This window comes from Paraburkholderia terricola (assembly GCF_900142195.1).
GTDB classification, from domain to species: Bacteria; Pseudomonadota; Gammaproteobacteria; order Burkholderiales; family Burkholderiaceae; genus Paraburkholderia; species Paraburkholderia terricola.
Genome location: NZ_FRAB01000005.1, coordinates 111,127 through 127,798, shown reverse-complemented (window position 1 = coordinate 127,798; position 16,672 = coordinate 111,127). Strand labels below are relative to the sequence as shown.

Genomic DNA, 16,672 nt, shown 5'->3' with positions numbered 1-16,672 from the left:
CGAAACCGGGTATTCTTTCGGTCTCGCTTTGGCGTCGCATCCGTTCAGGTTGTCGCGCTTTCGTGTTGAAGCGCCCGTAGCTCAATGGATAGAGTACTGCCCTCCGAAGGCAGGGGTTGCTGGTTCGATCCCAGCCGGGCGCACCAAGCAGGACAAGCTTTTCGATGATTTTTTTGCTGCCGTCCGCTTGAGATGACCTGCAAGTAGGGCATTGAGAGGGCAGAATTCGCGCAGAGAACATGAACAAGCCCGCTACAGTTCGATGCGGGCTTTTTTGCATTTGGGACTTACCGGCGAGTCTTCGGACATTCGCATTTGCGACGCGACATAAAGCCAATGGGCAGGCGGCCGTTAACGAGGGTAACCGCTATGCCAGATTTAAGGACATTGGTTAGAGATGTAAGGTAAGCTGCGGAAAATATTGAAAAAATGCGATGTGCTAGAATCGCGCGCATCGTTGATAACGACGACTGAGATGACCAGCGAACGCGAACTGTTTTCTGCTGCAACTGCCCAGGAAATCCAGGAGTTATTTGGCGAAGAGAAGGCCAAATACCTCGAAAAGAAGACCACGGGTGGAAATAACGGGTACAAGGGTACTCGTTATGAGCAATTTTTCGCGGCTCATAGAATCGCGCGGTTGGCTCGCAAGCTGCTGGAGACGGGCGTCGATTCCGAAGTTGAATGGCAGGCCGACGGGTTTGTTGATGACGTTGTCGTTCGACGGACCGCCGTCGCCGATTTGAAGGCCTATCAGCTGAAGAATGCAGAAGCGGTATCGTGGACGGCAAAGAACGGCCAAATCGCTTCGGACTTTGCGGACCAATACAAGCTCTCCACCCACGAGGGGTTCAAGCGAGTACGAGTGCGGTTGGTCTGCAACGATGATGCTATGCGCGAGGCTCTATGTGCCGCGGTGCCGGAAACAATCGCAGATTACTCCAAGGCCCTGTACTTTCCATACAGCGAGCCGTACCTTCCGATGTTAGGTAAATTTTCGTGGATGCGTGAAGATTTCGCTTACATCTCAAACCGCGAGAATGCGAAAAGGACGGAGGCCGAGCAGGTTGCAGGCGTGCTGATCGGTGCTTGGTGCAGTCTGGCTCCGAAGGCGATGGTTAGCGATGTTTTGAATTTTGCTCGGCAGATGTCGCCGACCATAATACGTAGTCTGGCAAGTGATACTGACGCTGTGGCCCAGCTATCACAGGAGGCCCGAGACGTGCTAGACAACGTAGAAGGGCTTACATACACTGTGAAGCGAGGGTTCTTTGCGTGGAGTGATGCAACAGGAACTACGACCGGTGTGCTCCCGTACGACTGCTTTTCGACTTCCTTCCAAAAGTTTCAACGGAGAATTTTGGAAAAGAAGCCGCGGAGTTTTTCCGAACTTGAGGAGATGCTGTAATGCGCCAGTTCACTGACTTTGCGTCTGATGCAAGTAAGACAATGCTGTCCGTCTTGGCAGACAAACTATCTAGTGAGAGCGTCTATCGCGATGCGATGTATGCCCTAGGTAGAGATCTGGCGGCGAAAATGGCTGCGCAGTTGGCACCGACGAAAACACTCGACGTTTGCGTGGCTTGCACCGTTGAAGATGCTGACTTTTTGGCGTCGGGCATCGTCGCTGGGTTCCGGGATGCAGGCTTGGCGGATGACCGCTTAAAGCTTGCGTGCTTCTGGAATAAGCGAGTCAAAAGGTTTGACGGAACCGAAGACGATAGCTTTGACGTGGCGCCCATCGTAAAAGAATATCGCGAGCCGATGGACGTCCGACATTCTGTCGTTGTCGTAGTCAAGTCGATCATATCTGGCGCGTGCGTCGTGAAAACCAATCTTTCGTCGCTCATTGATGACATCGAGCCAGAAAGAGTGTTCGTTGCCGCGCCCGTTATGTTCAAAGGCTCGCGGGAACGGTTGGCCTCGGAGTTCGCGCCGGACGTTGCTAATCGCTTCGAGTTCTTTACGTTCGCGATTGATGATCAAAAATCAGGAGAGATCGTAGAGCCTGGTATCGGTGGGTCCGTCTACAGCCGCTTAGGCCTTGAAGAGAAGGATGCGTACGTGCCCAATATCGTTAAGGTCCGTCGCGAAGCGTTGACCGCGTAAATTTGAGTGCTTGAGCCACAAAGAAAGCCCCGCTGCGTCAGTGGGGCTTTTTTATTTGCCGCCAGCGGACTCGTAGGCCGCGATGTTAATGGCGTGGCGCTGCCCATAGTTCATTAACACGTTGCTCACGTACCTGCCAGACTCAACGCCCTATGTGGCTTGGTTTTGAGCGATTTCCCTGTTTGTTAAAGTCTTTAACAAAATCGTCAAAGGGAAAATTTTCTGCGCGTGCGGGAACGGTCGGTTTCCCGCCATGCGGAACGCCAGAGTTTTGACGCCCCCACCCCTCGACGCTGCTGCGGCGCGCCGGGCGGGGCTGTGACGGCCTGCCGCGCTGCGCCTGATGCACGTCGTCGAACCCATCGCTAAGCAGCCCACTACACCGCGCCTGCTGCTGATCTTCCTTTCGCTTCGCTTGCTGTCTTGATCGTTTGGCAGTCGAAGCACAGCAGGTTGGAGGTTGCTGTCGTCGTTTGGTTTACTGACAAAGCCCGGCAGGAACTATTCATGCCGGGCTTACCTCGTCGTCGGGGGGGCTTAACTCAAGCGAACCTGCTTCTCGAAAGCGGCAACCTTCGCTTCGACCGCATCCTCTACCGCCTCGATAGCGCCCTCGAAGTTGAACCCAGACTTAAAGCCGATCATCCTCGGGTGTTCGGCGCCCTCGACCGCAACCTTTACGCCGTCCGCAGTGAGCTTGAATGAAACGTGGATATAAACCGTTGTTGCTCCGGCGACCGGGAAGGAGGCCATCAGCGTGTAGTCTGCCGCCTTCAAATTGTCGAGAGGCACGGCCTGATCTGCAACAAGTACGCCATTCCCGTCCCGAAAAGCAAATACAGCGCTACCCGGCACGCCCCATCGCGAAGTTAGGCTGCCCGCAAAGGCAACGACTGCCGCGTCCACCTCTGCCTGATTTTGCTGCTGATTCTCAGCGGCTTTAGACACTCGCCCAAGAAAATTTGCGTATCTGCTCATTTATGGTCTCCACGTTGAAGGAAGACGCATTGTAGACATAAGCAAAGGCCCGCTGGTTTTCGCTCAGCGGACTACGTTGTCGGTTGCGGGGACTGGATTTGAGCCTGTGACCTTAGGGTTATGAGCCCGACGAGCTCCCAGACTGCTCCACCCCGCGGAGCGAGTGCACTGGTGCTACTGCCGCACGTCAAACGAAACCTTTGGGCGATAGCATCGCGGCTTTGCAAATTGCCGGATGACTCACAGGAATGTGCATCGTCAATGCTGGCATGGCCTTGCGAGGTATCGCTCGCCACTTCTTCGCCACATCGATCCTGTTTCACGCTAACTGCCAGCGTCTGAGCGGTACGCTTCCGAACGATTCGTCAGCGATAGAGTTTGCCGTCAGAAATCGAAAGGGTCGCGCTCTCTCAGCCCGAGCCACATCTCAAGGGATCTATGCAAAGTTCGCAGAGCCTCCTCGTGCTCGGGGAATTCGGCGGTATCGATCGCGTCGCACCTAGCCTTTGCCACGTCGATACCAATGAAGTCATCGATCGTCTGTCTGTTGAAGGTGTTGCGAGGCGTTGAGACTCGATCGCCCACCGAATAGCTTGTGCCCCGGCTCATCATGCGTGTAGACATGCTCGCGAATCCCTCGTCAGTCCGGATAGCCCTCGCCATCCACTCGCGGGGCTCGTCCATTGAACCCACATAGTCCCTCCATCGGTAGAGCTGGACAAGTAGATCGGGTTCGGCGATTAGTGCGTCACCATCCACGGCCCGGCTCCTCATCAACCGCAGCCATTCAGCCTTCATCGCCTTGATGGTGTGCAGGTCGAGCGTTGGATCGAAAGCGCCGTCGTCGTCCTCTCTCCGATCAGCCGGATCGCTCAGATGGATCAGGATCGCGGCTACGGAAAGCGCCTTGGTCTGACGGAGGGCATCGATTGCAAGACCACCTCGCACGCCATCCGGGATCCGTTTCAGAAACCAGCTCGTCGCTCGCCATGCTGAAACCCAAGGCGAATTGAAGGGGTCGCCGTCGGTCAATCCTGCAAGCTTCTGGGCTATCCTGAACATCCCGGGCAGTAGCACTGCGGCGTTCTCGACCGGAAGGCGGTCGACGGACTCGTCTAACCTGGCGACGAGCGAGGGCAGCAGGTGATCGGCCTCAATGTCAGCGATCGCCGCAGCGAGACCGTCCTTCGTCGCCGTCGCATCGAGAAACGCGACGAAGCGGCGCTCCGATATTTCACCGAGCGCGGTTTGTAATTCGAAGTAGCGCGGGAAGTAGCGCGGGGAGCACACCCGCTTTGAGGTCAACCACGTAAGATGGAAGCCGTCTGCGTAGTTCGTGCCTCCATACGCCCATTCGAGAGGCGGGAAGAGGGCTTTGAGTGCGTCCCGAACGATGGCGCGGCGCTCTTCCGACACGATCTCGAGAAGTCTCTCTGCCGCATCCTTGTCCGCATCCCGCCGACCATAGCCCGAAGGGCGCCATTCTTGGAGGACCAGCTCCCTCTGCCGGAACAGCGTCTCATGGAGGTCCGGTTCAAATACCCGGAGCGTCTCCAGAAGAAAAAAGTCGACGATGTTCACCTCGAACACGTCGCCGTCGGCATGCAACGGCAGGTGCACGGCAATGGACGAGATCAGTCGGCGCGCGTCACGCATGTTGCGCAGCATGGGCTGGATGCAGCCGACGAAGGCATTACCCCAGCGCGTCTGCGTGAACCCGTTTTCATCAGTCGCGTACTGGGCCGCCAGCTGTGTTAGCTCCTCTGCGAATGTACGATGAACGATCGACACTGGGACCGCCGGTAGGTCGAAGCTAGCTTGCACGATCTTCTCAAGGAAGGCGCGCCCATCGCCATCAGCGACTGGGTCGAGTGCCCCCTCTACGATGCTCGGCTGAAATAAGAGCACAAAGACGATGTTCGGCAGGTTGGCGTTCGCCTTCACCTGCCGAAGAAGCATCCTGATCTGCTCGGGCTCGAGTCGGTCTATGTCGTCGACAAAGACCACGAGCGGTCGGCTGAGTTCGCGAAGACGGACCTCCAGCGTTTCGCGTACCTTGTCGAGCGGCTCGCCGCCACGATCACGTCCCAGATGCGTCAGCAAGCGTCCAAATAGAGGCGCGCCGACAGAGAGGAGGGCGAGGGCGACGGCTGCCTTGGCTGCAGTCGGGAGGTCGAAGCCTATGGCCGAGGCAACAGCGATCACTGAAACATTCGTCAGGACCATCGAGATGAGGTGACTTGACCCGCTGGCCTCCTTGAGCGGGGCGCCGGTTCCTGTGAGGATTGCGCCGTAACGTCGCAGTGCCGCTGCACGGGCGAGCGCTGCCTTCGAGTGTTCACCCCCGAGACGATCCGCGATCTGACCGAATAGCGCGCGGGCGATCGCGTCGCCGTCACCCCACTGCCAAGGATTGAACTCAAGCCACTCCGCGCCATCGCTCATGGCATCAAGTCTTTCCGTGACTAGGTTCTTTAAGGATGATTTACCAAAGCCCCATCCGCCCCGGATTGCAAAGACCCTCCCCTCGCGCAGGCTGAGCTCCGAGAGGACGCCGGCAATGCGGTGCGCGAAGTCGGTCCTCCTCAGGCGATCTTGGGATGTCGTCCGGATCGGCGCCTCCGCTCCAATCCCTCCGTCTGGTGGTTCAGTCCTCGCGGCTTCCGCATTGAGCTTCGCGCGGCGACGAACGCACCACTTTGACAGACGGTCCAGTGGCCCGATCATCGCGCAGTGATTCCCAAATGGCTGCCGGTCCTGCCAAACCCGCGAGGCACTGGTGTCGTGAGGGCACGAGGTCCCTTCATCGTGATGCAACCTCTCGAACTTAGCCCGAGATGTTTTTCTTCGCGACCACTCCCGATACCCTCTCGACACATAGTTATCTTCCTTGTAATTGCTTGACGAGATTCCGCCATGCTTGCGCATCCTAGCCCATCCCGTCCGCTGACGCCGAGATCGCGTAAATATTGCGAATTGACTGCGAACGGAGGCTCAGGTGCATTAGCGTCCATTGGGTGTCCGGCAGATCACACGCCATCTGCGTCTGCGTGGCTTCCGCGTTGCGAGCTTGCGACTCATTGCGAACCCTCACGTGTCTTGATATTCGTCGCGAGCGTTCTGAACCGAGAGGCGCTCTTCTCTGATTGACGGCTTTGAAGTTACTGGCGCTTCGATGTCGGTAGAGAAGCGCGGTATCCTACCGGTTCCTTTTGTTGAGAGAGACCTATAAAAATGAAGCGACTTGAGTCCGTTATCTCAGAAATTCTTGAGACTCTTGAGTCTTCGGATAGCGCGGCGATGCTGATCTTCGAGATTGAGGCGGCCATCGGAGATGACGGAGCCCCCGAGGGAGCCATCGAATACCACACGAAGCTTGCCATCGATCGCGGCTTCGTTGCCCGCGATGGAGAAAAAGTACGCCTTACGTGGGCTGGTCATGATGCCCTTGACCAGTCCCGCAGCACCACGGATAAGCCGAAGACTTGCGCGAAACTGGCGTCGTAAGGCATAAAGCCCGCGCGGCGCGAACCGTGCGGGCTTTTATTCATGCGTTTTTGGTCCCTAGATTCCGCTCACCGATGCGCCGCTTGCAGCACTGGAGTTGCCGCCGTCTCCTTGTACAGGGCCGCGATGTAATCGGCGATCGCATTCGTGCGCATGTTTAACAGATATGCATCCGGTGTCCGGCAGTCCGGGCCGAGGTGGGCGAGATCCGGACTCGGAATCGGATTTCCTTGAGAGCCGCCAAAGGAAACCCCGAACGGAATTGATCCCATGGTGTTGAGGTTTGAATGGCTCTTCGCGTCTGCAATGGCCGATATGAGACCAAATGCAGCGCCGCCGCCGTTAGGCACGTCGCACGTCTGGATGGGTTGAACGGCGTACACTAACTTGCCGCTCACTGACGCCCGCTGGGTGAATACAGCAAGGTCGTGCCCGAACTGAGAAACGGCGGCCCCTTGAGCCGGGTCACTCCAGGGCGTCACCATATCGTCGAGCTGGAAATTGACGATCAGGTACTCGCTCGGATCCGTTTTGAACTGGTCAGGCGTCGGCGGCAGGCCGTTGTTTTCCCCCATCACAATTTGATGCAACGTCGTCCCGTCCATCACCTGCGCGGTAATGGTCGCCGGTACGCCGCGTGCTGTCAGAGCTTCCTGCAACGTTTGAACCGTCGCCGCAGCGTCGCTCGACGGCGTGTCCGCTCTCGCCACCCATTGGGCATGGGACACTGTGCCGCTCTTCGTGAAGGGTTGACCATAAAGCGACAGCTTCATCGTTTTTGCGACCGGTGCCGCGCCGCTATCTCCTCCGCCTCCGCACGCAGCGAGACCCAGTGTCGCAAAAGCTAATGCTGCAATTGTTTTGACCATCGTTTGCCCCCGTATCAGACTTGTTAATTCTTTCCCGCGCTTAAAGTTTACAGGCCCTTTCGCTCGCGCGAGTTTTGTCGCTCATCACCGCGCATTCGGCGCGACCCGGCCCGCCGCGCCGTATTTGCCTCTTATGGAATGCCGGTCATATCGAGCACCATGAATCGATACCGGGTTGCTTCGGCAAAGCCGACGAAAGTCCCGCTGTTATTGCCAATGTACTGGTGAAATTCCCAACTGATCGCGCCGCCGTTCGCACCGAACGCCGACAGGATGAACGGGCTTGTATTGAGAAAGAAATGCGCGGCAAGGGCACCTCCGAATGCAACCGGCACGCCGTACGACTTGGATTGCGTATTTGGTCCCGGTATCGAATTCCCAACGGCCTGCCATCCGGAGCCGGGCTGATACTGACCCTCGATAACATCGATGATGCGCGCGAACGGAACGGCGGCGTCAGCTATCAAAGCGCCTGCCGCATCGAACACTTGGAGACCGAACCTGCTACTGGTGACCGGGACCTGGTCAAATATGTACAGGCGAATTGTCGCCTGACTAACCGATACGAATTCCGCGGTAAAGGTGTTTCCGCCTTGGGATTTTGAAAACTTCCACGGCGTGGCCAACACGCCGCCGTCTGCCCTGAACGCAAAAAACGGACTGCTCGCGTTGAACGTGAACTTCGTATGCCAGAACGTCCCGTAAAACTGGGTGTTTACGTTGTTGAAAACGGTGGGGATGCTCTCCTGTTGCGTTACCTGAACCAGCGTTGCAATGAGTTGGTAGTTCGGCGTCATTCCGTCGATCTGGACAACGCCGGTATCGGTGAAGGCCTGAAAACCGGCAGTCATCAGTAGCACCCCCAGTAAAGGTTGCCAGTAATCGGGTAGATGTAGCTCTGCGATGGCGGGGACGTGTACGTCCACACAACGCCCGTCGACGAAATGCTGACCACGGGCACCGGTGAATTACCGTTGATGTGCGCGAAGAGGAAGTCCGGCTGGAACGACCAGAACGGCGTGCCGTCGGATAAATCCATCGAGATATTGCCAGAATTGCCATCAAGGTAGTGACTGCCCTTGATGCGGCCCAAGCGATGCGTGCCGTCAAGCACCAGGTTCCCTGACGCATCCCATATTTGAAGTCCTGCGGGCATGATTACCCTCGGTGAAATTGTCCGGCCTGAAATTCAGGACGGACTGGATGGGAGTGAATCCGATCGCAGCGCGCTGGCGGCGATCGAGCCGTATGGAGCGACGGCGTGCGCGACATCAAGCATCGCGAGCCGCCGATCAGAAAGCGCGGTGCGCTACGCCGAGGCGACGCCGGTAATGCGCTTCGCGTACACCTCCAGGGCGTCGGGCACAGTCACATAGGGCTCGACGCTGAACAGCATGGATTCACTGAAGTCCTGAAAGCCGGCGGCCGTCAAATCGCGGCAAAGATTGGCCATCTCCTTTTGCGCCGCCGCCATCTGAAGGGCTGCCTTGGCGACCTTCTCTGTCGCGCGGCGAACGTCCTCCTGCTTCATGCGCTTGGAGCTAACGCGTTCACGCAAGATCAACATAGCTTCGTGGTGCGGCGTCACGCCGCGCTGAAGAATCTCCATGTCGGCCTTGGTCTTAGCGTGGTCCGTGCGCATCTTTTCGAATTCGTCGCGCTGCGAATTGTCTGCGGTCTCGCCGTTCATGACTTTCAACGCCAGCTCGCGCGGCGTCGCCGCATGTTGAACTTTGACGGGACCCTCGGCGAGGGCGGTCCGCTGGACGCCCTCCAGCTGGTTCAGCTCATCGATGCGCGCACGCATCTTGTTGACTGTATCGAACGCTTCTTTGTACTCGGGCGAAAGTTCGTAAATGGTCTGCATTGTCTGTTTCCTCACTTCTCGTTATTCAGGTTGTCCATCTGCATCCGGCGAACGATCCGGCGCTTTTCGTCAAGGCTTGTGCTGCCGTTCATCAGTGCGCTCACCGCCTTCGCCGCGGGGTTGGTCTTCCCCATCTGCTCGAGCACCTTGCGCGGCATTCCCATCGGTCGGCCGATGATTCCGGCCTTGGTTGTGTCGTCTTTCATCTGTTTCCTCAAATGTGGCCTTGTGCCACGTTAGTACTACTTAGGGCTATGCTGGGTGCATTGATTTCGATCGCTGCAACTGCCATCACGGCTTACATCTGGCGGTGTCCCGCCGAGGCTTGCTCGATGCTTACCTGTTAAACCTGCATGCAAGTAGCGCCGCGAGCATCGCCATTTTTCGCGGTTACTGCGGTTACTACGGTTACGCTCCCGTGAAAGGCTTGTGCAGCAAGGGTTTGCGCGTAACCGATCGAACGTAACCGGGAGGCGCCGTAACCGCGACTGCGGTTACACAGATGCTCAATGCTTCTCGCGCTGCGGTTACGATGCGTTGCGGTTACAGAGTTGTGGTTACGCCGAAACGCCTCTGCAGTAAGGGTTTCGCGACTCATGTAACCGCGTAACCGTTGTAACCGCGTTTTTGAGAGTGTCTGGAAGAAAATCATTGCGCCGCCTCCCAGATGGAAGAGGTGAAGACGTACACCTTCGTCGGTCCTTTACCCGGAAGTCGCTCCGCTCTCTGAGCCCATCCGTTGGATGCAGGCTTCAACCATCCGGCTTCAATCAGCATCTTGGCCGCCGCTTTCGGGTCGTGTCCGGCGCATACCTCGCGTTTGAATACCTCCGGAAATACCAGGTACTCCACCGTCCCATCGGTGGAGCGTTTGTAACCAGCCCGATTGATGGTTGGTCGATCGCTGATGGCCGCCAGGTCGGTGAAGCGCGATTCCTCATGCGACTCGAAGAACGCTTTGACGGCTGCCAGCACGTTTGCGCGCTCCTGATTGCCGGCGCCGCCACGGTTTTCCAGCCATGCAGAGAAGCACTTCGCCGCTGCCTGCAAGGCTTCTCCGTCCGTCCATCCGGTGATGCCGCGGTTGGTCGCATACTCCCCAGCAAGCCCGATCAGGGCGAGCCGCTGGCAGACGCGGTGAGCCTGCCCGTTTGCATCCGCCGGCAGGTTCGCCGCGAGAAATTCGGCAGTCTGCGTCTTGAGCCATTGCTCGATGATGCCGGGCTCTGCGGTCACCGCCGTCAGGAATTCAATCGCGGCCGTACCGTAGCTTCGCGTGCATGCATCGTTGATGGTCGACGAGAGTTCCGCGCCGCCCGTCAAACCGTGAAGCGTTTCGAAGAGCCCGAAACCCGCGCCGGCATCAGCGGGAATCTCGACCAGTCGGACCTCCTGACCCGCCTTCGCCGTCTTCCCGCCGGCTTGCATGTGCTGGGCGAGGCCGATCTCGCCGGCGGACAGGAACAGCAGGCGCCATGTCTGCCGCGTTCGCGCAGCTCCGGTGCGCCCAGCCCGCGCCTTCCCACTACCGTTTGCCAGCATGTAGGCAATTTCGCCCGCCTCGCGAGGATCGACTTGCGCGAGCTCGTCGAGCACCAGCAACGTATCGTTGTGCAGCGCCGCCAGTCCCTCGAGCCCGTTCGACGTGGCTCGCCACCGTTGCATGTATTCCGGCGGACCGAAAACGCTACACGCCGCCCGGAGCGCTGTCGTCTTGCCGGTCGACGAGTTGCCTACGATGTTCAAGCCGCCAGACTCCTGACCTGAGTAACTGAGCATCATGCCGGCGAACGCTGTGGAGACAGCAAGCAGCAGCCGGGAATTACCGGAGCAGAGACGCGCGACATTCTGTTTCCAGTCATCGAGCGTGCCGGCCTGCGAGTACGCACGCATTACGGACTCAGCCTGAAAAATGACCCGCTCCTTCGACTCGCCAATCGTCCGGTCCGGAAACACGAATGCGCCGGCATGCCACCCGGTGCGTGTAACGCATCGCCCCCGAGCTTGCGGCTTCGCCGTCGTCACGTACTCGGTCAGTTTATTGCGTGCCTTGTTGCCTGGTGCGATGTCGAGCCCGAGCCGCGCCAGCTCGCCGCGCATGTCCGCGCCGTCGGATCGAAGCATCTCCATCGGCATCGCCCAAACGTGCGGATGGCCGTCGGCGTCTTGCCATTCCAGCAGGCGCCCCCAGTTTTCAGATGCCCGGTCGCGCACCAGCGCGCGGACGTGCAGCGTCGAGCAGATCCAGTGGGGTGTCCCGTCATCCTCCTCATAGAAGACGCCGCGATAGGGAAAAACCGTGAATCCCTTTGGAACACAGCCGTCGGACATACTGGCCGGCGCGTTCCGTTCATGCGCCGGATCAACCGGCACTTCTGCCGCATCAATGCGGTCCTTCACGGCGTCAGCCCCGAGCAGCAGGTGCATGTCGTTAAAGTCTGTTTGATCATTCTGTCGATCGTCGCCGAATGCCGGCAGAGCCAGCCTGCCACCGATTGCCTTGGCGGCCTCGACTGCCTTTTGCTGCCCGTTGCCCAAGTCACCCAAGATGATGATTTCAACGTCCGGATGAAGTGCGCGCAGCTTCGTTGCGACTTTCATCAGGTTGCCGGACGACAGCGCTGCAACGGCCGGAATACCCGTGCAAACGTGCGCCGATAGCGTTGTCGCCACGCCCTCCGCAATCAGGTATCGCGTGGCGGTCTTAACCGGCGTCGACGCGATCCACGCGCCGCCGGCTTTCTCGCCGCCCGCTAACGCCGACTTGCGGCCCGTCTCGTCGATCATCTCAACCGTGGTAACGGCGGCGCCGATGGTTACCGGCGCGATAAGAATCCGGCCGGTCAGAGCGTCGCCACCGGACTGCGGTTTGTATCCGATCAAAGCCTGAAGGCGGTCGACATCGATCTCGCGCAATGTGGAGATCGCGGCGAGCCCCTTGCGCATCAGATACGGATGATCATCGCGAGCCGGCTTGGTCTTTTTCAGAATGACCGCGGCTAGCGTCGCCGCCTGCTTGTGCTGCTTTACGCGCGCTTCTGCGTCGCGCTTTGCGCGAGCGGCGCGCTCGGTACGGCGGCGCTCCATCTCTGCCGGGTCGATCACCATCGCTTTATGCGAGCGAGGGTCAAAGCCGTATTCCTTCGCTATGGCGAACAGCGTGGCCCCGGTAATACCCCGGCCGGCCTGAATCGAGCGCCATGTGTCGTGCGTATCCGCCTCGATGTAGGCGGGGTCGCCACGGCTCCAGGTATCGAATAGCTCGAAGCCGTCGGCTCCCATTTCGTGCTTGATCGCAGCGCCGACGCGAAACCACTGTTCGCGTTCGATGGTCGGAGGGATGAACGAAAGCGCATCCCTGATTCGCTGGTGGTCGTCAATGATCGCGTTCACTCAACGCCCTCCGTCCGAATTCCAGCGCGCCGCAAGGCAGACATGAACGCCTCCGTATCGCCGATTGCTTCCGTCGCCTCAACGGCGAGGGTCCATACGCGCTGCGACTTCTCGCACCTCGACATCAGCGTTTCGAGGATCTCTCCTTTCATGAAGCCGCCAGCCTTTGCCGACTCGAAAATCTCGTCGAGGATGTTGCGCGCTGCGAGGCGAACATCGCTGCCGGCTTTCTTGGCCTCGTACACTAGAAATGCGGACATCAGCAGGAACTTCGCTGGGCTCGCGTATTCGCCATCGCCGACGGGTACGCCCAAGTCATGGTGATGGGTCATGCGAACTCCCGTGCGGAGTGCTCCGCGCCGCAGATGCACGGACGTTCACCTGAGCCCGGGTTTGTAGCGTCGATGATTTTGCGGCTGTGATGGTTGTACGTTTCTTTCGATCCTTCGAAAGATTCGCGATATTCATCCGCCGTTCGAACACCGAGGGCGGCAAGTCGATGCGCCAGTTCGTGGCCCTTGGTCGCTGCGACGATCGCTTCAAAGAGTGCGCACAGGTCAATAAGCACTTCTTCGGCAACTGCCAATTCACCGGCTGCGTTGTCAATTAAGCGGTGCAAGGCGGTTACGCTGAGAATCGAGTTTTCGCTGGACGTGTTCACCGTGCAGCTCCTTCAAAGAACTCTGCTTCGCCTGCGGCGCGTTCTGCGTACGTGCCGACAAGCTCGGCGCCGATCTCCGCGAGGGAACTAGTGTCGACCCGGTTCAAATCGCCTGCCGACATGAGGTAACGGAGTGCGTCGAAAAGGGCGTTCGCGTGGCGAAGGGCCTGCGCCGCTGCCGACAGTTCTGTATCGGCACGCATAGCGATTTGCTTGCTATCAGCCATGCGACACCTCCGCACGAGCAATTTCGGCCAGGCGGACGAGTGCAGCGCCGAGAACGTCGATAGCGCCGTTCGGCGTCGGCTCAAGCGCAGCAGCGCGCAGAGCGCAATTTATGATCTGGGTGAGGTTTTGCGGGAGGTATGCGGGCGAGTGGTCCGCGGTGATTACTGCATCTCGATCATTGCACCGATCGACTGAGCCGCGTCGAATACCTGCTGGATGTTCGTTACCGGGCCGGCCATCAAGGCCAACTGCATGGCGCCGTACATCAGCACGTGAAATCCCATCTCGCGCTTGTCCTCGTCCGACAGGTATTTGTGAAACTGCCTTCCGGTTGATACCCCGAACAGGTCCGCCATCTGTCCGTTGGTGTACCCAAGGCGCTCCTTCAATTGGCGCAGCGTTTCTCTGCTGGGTGGCTGATATTTCATTCGAATTTGTCTCGTATGGGCGTGCGGAAACGCGAAGCTTCGGCTTCATGGAGGGATCCTTGCGGAATGTTGGGCACAGCGGAATGCATAGCCCTGTGCTTCGAACAATATCACCCCTAGGGTGATTCATCAAGCCATCATTTCCAGCGTGGCACAGTGCGATGTGCAACATTAGGCAGCCCCCTTCGGATCGAAGGATTGGGCCGCCAGGGCGATGCCGCGCAGCAGCTCGGGCGCCAAGGTCGGCTTGAGCATGACGCCCTTGCTCGAAGGGTGATACTCGCCGCCGGCGTCGACGTACCACACGCGAATGTCGATGTAGGTGTTGCCGCGGTAGGTTTTTACGTCGACGCGCAAACGCTCGCTGACGTTCTTCACCGCATCAAGAAAGCGCATCAGGTATTCGGTGTCGGTGTTAACATTTGCGCCGATGAGGTTTTGTTTTGTGGCGCCCTGCGGGGCGCTATTTTTTTGGCTCATACGGCCGCCGCAACGCTGGTATGTGAGGACGCGCTTTCCATCGCGCGGCGCCAATCGGCCGCGGCCTCCTGGCTGACAAGGGTTCTCCGGCCGATCTTCATCAAGCGCGGACCTTTGCCATTCTTGATGAGCGAATAGAAAAGCGTGCGCGACATGCGGCCGTGCGCCTCGCAGAATTCTGCAACGGTAAAGGCAGGTTTCGACATATTGGATGCTCCTAAAACACTGGTTGTTCGTCAGTGTCCGGCCGGGACATCCACACTCTATTTATTCCGCAAGTGCCTGCCTATTTGTATATTCGCCGCGCGATTTATACTAAATTTCGATTGTTGTGTTTCTTCTAAATTTCAATCTTCTAATTTAGAAACGTTTGGATCGTCTGGATTTGCGGACCTGTGTAGGTCGACAAATAGATCTCTGTATTTGTAGTAGTCCCCCGTGACTTTTTGCGGTGAGACTTTGCGTCTTGTCGCCACCGTCGCCGTGGCGTGCGTCATCAGCTCGCCGGCAAGGATTAGCCGGCACACCTCGAAAGCAATGGCACGAGACTTCTTCTGCGCCTTGGTCAGCATTTGCTCTTTTTGCAGGCCCATCGGTGGGAACGTTACGCGCCATTTCTTAGCGTCATCCGGGAAGCCAGAAAGGCGCGTCGCGAGCGCGCGAGCCGCCTTCTGAGCAACGCCGGTGATCGCTTGGTCCTGGAAAGCAGCTGCGCAGAAAATCTGAGTCGCCAGACTCAAAAAATCGTCGTCGTTTACGGGACCAAACAGCGCGTGAGCATCATAGGCCCGTTCGAATTCCTCTTCGATTCGGTTTTGCTCGGCGAGCATTTCATCGTCAGTCACGCTTCTTTCTCCACGTTCGTCGCAGGGGCGCTTGCGACGGGCGAACGGTTCAGTTTTGCCACGGCCGCAGACAGGTGCTCAGGCGCAAGGTGTGCGTACCGCAAAGTCATGGTCAGGTCCGCGTGCCCCAGCAGCTCGCGCACCGTGTTGAGATCCACGCCGGCCATAACCAGCCGCGACGCGAAGTGATGACGCATGTCGTGCCATCGGAAGTTTGTGATCTTTGCGTCTTTCAGCAGCTTTTGCCATGCCGTCTTGACGTCCACACGCACGCCGCCATCGGCACTCGCGAAAACGATAGATTGATGGGACTGTTCGCGCCACGCCTTCAGCGTTGCGAGCGCCTCGTCGTTGAGCGGAATGTGCCGCTGCTTTCCCGACTTGGCCGAAGCGTCGACCACCGTCAGGATTGCGCGGTCCAGATTGACGTGCTGCCAGTCGAGTTTGAGCAGCTCGCCTTGCCGTAAACCGGTGTTGATCGAGAGCAGCACGGCGGGCTTGAGATGGTCTATAAACGCCGCGTCGCGCAGGTCCGGCATCACATCGTAGCCGCGGGCCTCGCGCCAGGCGTTAGCGCTCTCGCGTGCGGCCCGTTCGCGCTCCTCGCGCACATCGAGCGTGGCTCTTAAGCGGGTTTCCTCATCCTCGGACAGCCAGCGCACCTTGCCACTGGGCGCCTGCAGCGCTTTGATCGTCCGCATCGGATGCTCGGCGATTACGCTCCATTCGAGAGCACGCGAGAACAGGCCACGCAGCGCCGACAGGTCGCGATTGACCGTAGCCGCGCCTAATCCGGCTTTGAGGCGCCCGGATCGCCACTTTTCGATGATCCACGCATTGAAATCGCCGAGCGGCTTGTCAAGGTGATCTGAGAATGACTTGCGCAGACGCGAGAGTGTCGCGGCGCTGCTTCGGGTGTTGGCCGCAAGCCAGTCGGCGTAGCGGTCGTTGATGAATGTCGCGAGTGTCGGCGTGCCGATGATTTTCTCGGCCTCAGCTTTCCGGCGACGGCGCTCAAGCACGTCCGCTGTAGTGTCGCCGCGCTTGTCAACGTCGCGGAGCTCCACCTTTGCGAGATCGCGCATTGGCTTTGGATCATTTTCGGGCCAGTAGCCGATGACGCGGCGGCCCTGCTTCCCGTCCGGCTTCGTCCAGCGAATCGTATACGAACTTGAGCCCGCCGGCGTCACTTTGACGACGAAGCCAGGCAAGGCGGAGTCGACGAATTCCTGATACTTCCCGGTCGGCTTGATTGCCCGCATAAAATCGCGGTCGATTTTGAATTTCTGACCCATGCCTTAGCCCCT

Annotated in this window: 19 protein-coding genes and 2 tRNA genes; 4 read left to right on the top strand and 17 right to left on the bottom strand. The window is 58.5% G+C overall.

Annotated features, from left to right (window positions below; translation table 11 throughout):
* The first annotated feature begins 70 nt into the window (after positions 1-70).
* The 3 genes from BUE39_RS06455 to BUE39_RS06445 all read left to right on the top strand — a co-directional run bounded on the left by BUE39_RS06455 (position 71) and on the right by BUE39_RS06445 (position 2,109).
* Positions 71-146, top strand: a tRNA-Arg gene (locus tag BUE39_RS06455).
* Positions 147-475: 329 nt separating this feature from the next.
* Positions 476-1,408 carry a hypothetical protein gene (locus BUE39_RS06450; RefSeq protein WP_073427820.1) on the top strand — a complete coding sequence of 311 codons (933 nt, stop codon included), beginning with the start codon at positions 476-478 and terminating at the stop codon, positions 1,406-1,408.
* The gene (locus tag BUE39_RS06445; RefSeq protein ID WP_073427819.1) at positions 1,408-2,109 is read left to right on the top strand and encodes a hypothetical protein; all 702 of its coding nucleotides are present in this window, start codon (positions 1,408-1,410) and stop codon (positions 2,107-2,109) included. Before BUE39_RS06450 ends, BUE39_RS06445 begins: the two co-directional genes overlap by 1 nt.
* A 537-nt stretch (positions 2,110-2,646) precedes the next feature.
* Here the strand turns inward: BUE39_RS06445 and BUE39_RS06440 are convergent.
* The 3 genes from BUE39_RS06440 to BUE39_RS06430 form a co-directional block, all read right to left on the bottom strand.
* Positions 2,647-3,087: a hypothetical protein gene (locus BUE39_RS06440; protein ID WP_090518710.1), complete on the bottom strand. Its 441-nt coding sequence runs from the start codon at positions 3,085-3,087 to the stop codon at positions 2,647-2,649.
* An 83-nt stretch (positions 3,088-3,170) separates the two neighbouring features.
* Positions 3,171-3,244 (bottom strand) — tRNA-Met (locus BUE39_RS06435).
* A 227-nt stretch (positions 3,245-3,471) separates the two neighbouring features.
* Complete coding sequence (locus BUE39_RS06430) at positions 3,472-5,814, bottom strand: KAP family P-loop NTPase fold protein (protein WP_073427817.1); 2,343 nt, start codon at positions 5,812-5,814, stop codon at positions 3,472-3,474.
* Between the two features lie 507 nt (positions 5,815-6,321).
* Here BUE39_RS06430 and BUE39_RS06425 point away from each other — a divergent pair.
* Complete coding sequence (locus tag BUE39_RS06425; protein WP_073427816.1) at positions 6,322-6,594, top strand: hypothetical protein; 273 nt, start codon at positions 6,322-6,324, stop codon at positions 6,592-6,594.
* 68 nt (positions 6,595-6,662) lie between these two features.
* Here BUE39_RS06425 and BUE39_RS06420 read toward each other — a convergent pair whose 3' ends face one another.
* The 14 genes from BUE39_RS06420 to BUE39_RS06355 all read right to left on the bottom strand — a co-directional run bounded on the left by BUE39_RS06420 (position 6,663) and on the right by BUE39_RS06355 (position 16,660).
* Positions 6,663-7,463 (bottom strand): hypothetical protein, encoded by an 801-nt coding sequence (locus tag BUE39_RS06420; protein WP_143031911.1) that lies wholly within the window; start codon positions 7,461-7,463, stop codon positions 6,663-6,665.
* Positions 7,464-7,594: 131 nt separating this feature from the next.
* A complete protein-coding gene (locus BUE39_RS06415) occupies positions 7,595-8,314 on the bottom strand; it encodes a hypothetical protein (RefSeq protein ID WP_073427814.1) in 720 nt (239 codons plus the stop codon).
* Entirely contained in the window at positions 8,314-8,619 is a 306-nt protein-coding gene (locus BUE39_RS06410; protein WP_073427813.1) for a hypothetical protein, read from the bottom strand. The genes BUE39_RS06415 and BUE39_RS06410 overlap by 1 nt, the downstream gene beginning before the upstream one ends.
* Before the next feature lie 153 nt (positions 8,620-8,772).
* Entirely contained in the window at positions 8,773-9,330 is a 558-nt protein-coding gene (locus BUE39_RS06405; protein WP_073427812.1) for a hypothetical protein, read from the bottom strand.
* 11 nt (positions 9,331-9,341) lie between these two features.
* The gene (locus tag BUE39_RS06400; RefSeq protein WP_073427811.1) at positions 9,342-9,536 is read right to left on the bottom strand and encodes a hypothetical protein; all 195 of its coding nucleotides are present in this window, start codon (positions 9,534-9,536) and stop codon (positions 9,342-9,344) included.
* 442 nt (positions 9,537-9,978) lie between these two features.
* Entirely contained in the window at positions 9,979-12,723 is a 2,745-nt protein-coding gene (locus BUE39_RS06395) for a DUF927 domain-containing protein (protein WP_084561365.1), read from the bottom strand.
* Positions 12,720-13,055, bottom strand: coding sequence for a hypothetical protein (locus BUE39_RS06390; RefSeq protein ID WP_073427810.1), 336 nt, complete (start codon positions 13,053-13,055; stop codon positions 12,720-12,722). The genes BUE39_RS06395 and BUE39_RS06390 overlap by 4 nt, the downstream gene beginning before the upstream one ends.
* Positions 13,052-13,384: a hypothetical protein gene (locus BUE39_RS34040; RefSeq protein WP_143031910.1), complete on the bottom strand. Its 333-nt coding sequence runs from the start codon at positions 13,382-13,384 to the stop codon at positions 13,052-13,054. Before BUE39_RS34040 ends, BUE39_RS06390 begins: the two co-directional genes overlap by 4 nt.
* Entirely contained in the window at positions 13,381-13,611 is a 231-nt protein-coding gene (locus tag BUE39_RS06380; RefSeq protein WP_073427808.1) for a hypothetical protein, read from the bottom strand. Before BUE39_RS06380 ends, BUE39_RS34040 begins: the two co-directional genes overlap by 4 nt.
* 162 nt (positions 13,612-13,773) lie before the next feature.
* Complete coding sequence (locus BUE39_RS34805) at positions 13,774-14,040, bottom strand: hypothetical protein (protein WP_073427807.1); 267 nt, start codon at positions 14,038-14,040, stop codon at positions 13,774-13,776.
* A 171-nt stretch (positions 14,041-14,211) separates the two neighbouring features.
* Positions 14,212-14,520, bottom strand: a complete 309-nt coding sequence (locus BUE39_RS06370; RefSeq protein ID WP_235004819.1) for a transcriptional coactivator p15/PC4 family protein — start codon at positions 14,518-14,520, stop codon at positions 14,212-14,214.
* Positions 14,517-14,726 carry a hypothetical protein gene (locus tag BUE39_RS06365; protein ID WP_073427806.1) on the bottom strand — a complete coding sequence of 70 codons (210 nt, stop codon included), beginning with the start codon at positions 14,724-14,726 and terminating at the stop codon, positions 14,517-14,519. The genes BUE39_RS06370 and BUE39_RS06365 overlap by 4 nt, the downstream gene beginning before the upstream one ends.
* Positions 14,727-14,867: 141 nt before the next feature.
* Positions 14,868-15,365, bottom strand: coding sequence for a hypothetical protein (locus BUE39_RS06360; RefSeq protein ID WP_073427805.1), 498 nt, complete (start codon positions 15,363-15,365; stop codon positions 14,868-14,870).
* Positions 15,362-16,660 carry a tyrosine-type recombinase/integrase gene (locus tag BUE39_RS06355; RefSeq protein ID WP_084561363.1) on the bottom strand — a complete coding sequence of 433 codons (1,299 nt, stop codon included), beginning with the start codon at positions 16,658-16,660 and terminating at the stop codon, positions 15,362-15,364. The genes BUE39_RS06360 and BUE39_RS06355 overlap by 4 nt, the downstream gene beginning before the upstream one ends.
* Between the last annotated feature and the right edge of the window lie 12 nt (positions 16,661-16,672).

Excerpts from the sequence above, each read along its gene's own strand:
- BUE39_RS06450 (WP_073427820.1), top strand. The coding sequence starts at position 476 with ATGACCAGCGAACGCGAACTGTTTTCTGCTGCAACTGCCCAGGAAATC.
- BUE39_RS06445 (WP_073427819.1), top strand. The coding sequence starts at position 1,408 with ATGCGCCAGTTCACTGACTTTGCGTCTGATGCAAGTAAGACAATGCTG.
- BUE39_RS06440 (WP_090518710.1), bottom strand. The coding sequence starts at position 3,087 with ATGAGCAGATACGCAAATTTTCTTGGGCGAGTGTCTAAAGCCGCTGAG.
- BUE39_RS06430 (WP_073427817.1), bottom strand. The coding sequence starts at position 5,814 with ATGATCGGGCCACTGGACCGTCTGTCAAAGTGGTGCGTTCGTCGCCGC.
- BUE39_RS06425 (WP_073427816.1), top strand. The coding sequence starts at position 6,322 with ATGAAGCGACTTGAGTCCGTTATCTCAGAAATTCTTGAGACTCTTGAG.
- BUE39_RS06420 (WP_143031911.1), bottom strand. The coding sequence starts at position 7,463 with ATGGTCAAAACAATTGCAGCATTAGCTTTTGCGACACTGGGTCTCGCT.
- BUE39_RS06415 (WP_073427814.1), bottom strand. The coding sequence starts at position 8,314 with ATGACTGCCGGTTTTCAGGCCTTCACCGATACCGGCGTTGTCCAGATC.
- BUE39_RS06410 (WP_073427813.1), bottom strand. The coding sequence starts at position 8,619 with ATGCCCGCAGGACTTCAAATATGGGATGCGTCAGGGAACCTGGTGCTT.
- BUE39_RS06405 (WP_073427812.1), bottom strand. The coding sequence starts at position 9,330 with ATGCAGACCATTTACGAACTTTCGCCCGAGTACAAAGAAGCGTTCGAT.
- BUE39_RS06400 (WP_073427811.1), bottom strand. The coding sequence starts at position 9,536 with ATGAAAGACGACACAACCAAGGCCGGAATCATCGGCCGACCGATGGGA.
- BUE39_RS06390 (WP_073427810.1), bottom strand. The coding sequence starts at position 13,055 with ATGACCCATCACCATGACTTGGGCGTACCCGTCGGCGATGGCGAATAC.
- BUE39_RS06380 (WP_073427808.1), bottom strand. The coding sequence starts at position 13,611 with ATGGCTGATAGCAAGCAAATCGCTATGCGTGCCGATACAGAACTGTCG.
- BUE39_RS34805 (WP_073427807.1), bottom strand. The coding sequence starts at position 14,040 with ATGAAATATCAGCCACCCAGCAGAGAAACGCTGCGCCAATTGAAGGAG.
- BUE39_RS06370 (WP_235004819.1), bottom strand. The coding sequence starts at position 14,520 with ATGAGCCAAAAAAATAGCGCCCCGCAGGGCGCCACAAAACAAAACCTC.
- BUE39_RS06365 (WP_073427806.1), bottom strand. The coding sequence starts at position 14,726 with ATGTCGAAACCTGCCTTTACCGTTGCAGAATTCTGCGAGGCGCACGGC.
- BUE39_RS06355 (WP_084561363.1), bottom strand. The coding sequence starts at position 16,660 with ATGGGTCAGAAATTCAAAATCGACCGCGATTTTATGCGGGCAATCAAG.